General features: G+C 66.3%; 2 protein-coding genes and 1 pseudogene. All 3 read right to left on the minus strand.

The window, feature by feature from the left end; translation table 11 throughout:
* On the minus strand, positions 1-1,135 hold a 1,135-nt coding region (locus HHJ19_RS15840; protein WP_296908835.1), incomplete at its 3' end, for an efflux RND transporter periplasmic adaptor subunit.
* Positions 1,136-1,186: 51 nt separating this feature from the next.
* Positions 1,187-2,701: an efflux transporter outer membrane subunit gene (locus HHJ19_RS15845; RefSeq protein ID WP_296908836.1), complete on the minus strand. Its 1,515-nt coding sequence runs from the start codon at positions 2,699-2,701 to the stop codon at positions 1,187-1,189.
* Between the two features lie 71 nt (positions 2,702-2,772).
* A pseudogene (locus tag HHJ19_RS15850) lies at positions 2,773-3,192 on the minus strand (glutamine-synthetase adenylyltransferase); the annotation flags it as partial.

Here is a 3,192-nt window from a genome sequence, read left to right on the forward strand (position 1 = left end):
GAGGCGGATTTGGCGCTAAAACGTCGCTGATGCGCACCAGATCGCCGTCGTTCAGGAAGCCTGCGCCGTTGACGACGATGCGGGTCTGCGCAGCTAAGCCCGAGGTGATCTCGACCCGGTCACCGGCCAGCCGCCCGGTTTGTACCTTGAGCTGGGTGAGGCGCTGGTCAGGATTGACGCGAAACACGTAGTTAAATCCGTCGCGCACCACCAGCGCGAGTTGGGGAATGGTTAGCGCGGTTGTGCTGCCGAGATCGAATTCACCCCTGGCAAACATGCCGGCCTTGGCAGTCGATACGGTCCCGGCCGATACCGGCAAATCGACATAAACCAGCGCAGCGCGGGTTTGCGGATCGACGGTCGGCGCGACCATGCGCACCCGGCCTTCAAGCTGTGCGCCGCTGGCCGCTATGACCGTGACGGGCGTGCCGGCCTGGATGCGGCCCAGCTCGGCCGAGGTGACTTCGGCCCGCCACTCCAGCCGCCCACCTCGAATCATGCGAAACAGCTCGGTGCCCGCACCCACCACCGCGCCCACGGTGGCGGTACGCGCGGAAATCACGCCGCTGTCGGGGGCGAGCACGCGGGTTTGGCGGCCGCGCAACTGCTGTGCGGCCAGCACCGCTTTAGCGGCGTCCACGCGGGCTTGGGCGGTCTGCTCGGCGGTGTTGTACTGGCGGATCTGTTGCGCGCTGAGCGCTCCCGAACTCTCTAGCGAACGCGCGCGTGCGCCGTTATCGGCGGCGTCCAGGGCGGTGGCCTGCGCTTCCAGCAGGCTGGCGCGCGCCTGGGCTGTGTCAGCCTGCGCGCTGTCGGCGGAAAACACCGCCAGCAGCTGGCCGGCCTTGACGCTGTCGCCCACATTGACCAGCACCTGCAACAGCCGCAGGCCATTGGATTCGGAGCCGATGATGGCTTCCTGCCAAGCGGTGATGGTGCCGTTGGCGCTGAGCTTGACGGGCAGCCTGAGTTGCGTTGGCAGCGCGGTGGTCACCGTGAGGGCCGGTTTGGCCATCACCGGCGCGGGTTTTTCAGCCGCCCCGGGCCTGAGGTAAAAAAAAGCTGCTGCACCTATGGCAAGCGCAACTACCGCTATAAAAATAATAGCTATCAGCGTGCGCTTTGAGTTTTTCATGGCGGTTGGGTTTTGCGGTCGGATGGGTCGGAATGGTGGCTGGCCGCCGTGTCAGCGCGTGACGGCGAAGGAAATGTCGGTAGTTGCTGTCGGCGGCAGGCTGTCGGTCGTCCAGCCACCGCCCAGCGCCCGGTACAGCGCCACCCAGGCGCTGCGGCGATCGCGCTGCAGCTGGACCACCGTGCTTTGGGCCGCCAGCAGGGTGCGCCGGGCATCTTCCAGTTCAACCAGGCTGGCCAGGCCGGCGGTATAGCGCGCCTGGGTGCCGGTGAATGAGGCGCGATAGCCTTCGGCGGCGGTCAAGGCGTCGCCGCTTCGCTCAGCCGTGCTTTGCAGTTTGACGAGTGCTTCCTCAACCTCCCGGACCGCCTGGCGCACGCTTGCGCGATATTGCGCCACGGCGTTCGCATAACGCGCATCCGCAGCCTGCACATTGGCCTTGCTGGCGCCTCCGTCAAACAGGGGGACAGTCAGCTGCAGCGGGCCGATGGTCCAGCTGTCGAAGCGCTGTGCCGCGCCGCGTGAAAGCGTTTTGGTCGTGGCGATGGAGCCGCTGAGCGTCAGCCGGGGATAGCGTTGGGCACGGGCCGCGCCTGCCTCCGCGCTGGCGGCGTCCACCTCGCGCGCCGCGTTGAAAATATCGGGCCGCTGCGCCAGTGCTTCAGCAGGCACGCTGGCGACAGGCAGCATGACCTCCTGTGCCGTGTCGGCCGGAGCCCGTGCCAGCTTTTCCCTCAGTTCAGCCTCGTCCAGACCGCTCAGGGCCACCAGCGCCTTGATGTCAAGGTCGCACAAGGCCTGTTGCGCCGTGGCGTTGCCGTGGCTGTCGGCGGCACTGGCGCGGGCCAATGCGTCGCTGGCAGGAGCCTGAAAACCGGCTTTGGTACTGAGCGCCGAAAGACGCGCGGTCTCACCCCGCGAAGCCGCATCGGCGCGTGCCACCTCCCGCAGTTTTTCACAGGCCCGCAGGCTGTAATACTGGTTGGCCACTTCGGCGGCGACCGACACGCGGGCCGAATGCCACATCGCCTTCGAGCCTTCAAGACGCTGCTGATCGGCATCGCGGCTGGCCGCGAGCTTGCCGGACAGGTCGAGCTCCCATGACGCGTTGAGGTCGGCCTGCGCGGTGCTTGCCAGCGGTGGGCTCGTTTTGTTCACCGGGGGAGGGCGACTGCGGCTGAGGCTCGCTGCCGCATCCAGTTTGGGCAGCGTTGCCGCCCCAGAGGCCACGCGGCTGGCGCGCGCCTGCTCGATGTTGGAGCGCGCAGACGCAACGGAAGGGTTCACGGTTTGGGCGGCCATGATCAACTCCACCAGCAAGGGGTCGTTTTGCTGTTCCCACCAGCTGGACAGATTGCCAAGGCTGCCTTTGTGGGCTAGCGCTGCCGTGGTGGCCTGCGCTGGCAAAGCCGCCTGCCACTGCGCCGGAACCGTGCTGGTCATGGGTGGCGGGGCCGGCGCAATAGCGCAGCCCGCCAGCCAAAACACATACAGCGGCAGACAAAGTTGAAACAGCCACAAAACCGGCGTGTGCACCGGTCGGCGCAAGGTGTCAGATGCGGGCATCGGAAACGTTCTTTCTGCATGGCTAGCCACATGCTGCGAACGCAGCACCGGCTTTTGAGCGCGTGGAGGGGTCAAGGGTTTGATTCGAAGGCCGCAGCCCATAGCGCACGAATGGCCTGTCGCTCGGCTCCAAGCTCGGCCGGCGCAACCTGGGTCGGTTCTTCATTGAGGCGGGCGTGGTGCTGCACGCGCCTGAGTTCGCGGTAGGCGCTGGCGGCGTTCTGGCCGATTCCAGCGGGCAGCAAGCCGGCGGTTTCAGCGCGCTGCAACAGGGCGATATTACCGACGTTGTCGATTAGCTCCGGGTGGTGCGCGGACTGCGAGAGCACCAGAAACTGCACCGCGAATTCAGCGTCCACCATGCCGCCGCTGCTGTGCTTCACATCGAATTTCCCGCCCTTCACCGGCCGCGCATTGTGTACCTTTTCGCGCATGTCAACAATTTCACGGCGCAACGCCGCCGCATCGCGCGGCGCGGTGATGACGGCCCG

The organism is Polaromonas sp. (assembly GCF_012927415.1).
Lineage (GTDB): Bacteria > Pseudomonadota > Gammaproteobacteria > Burkholderiales > Burkholderiaceae_C > Polaromonas.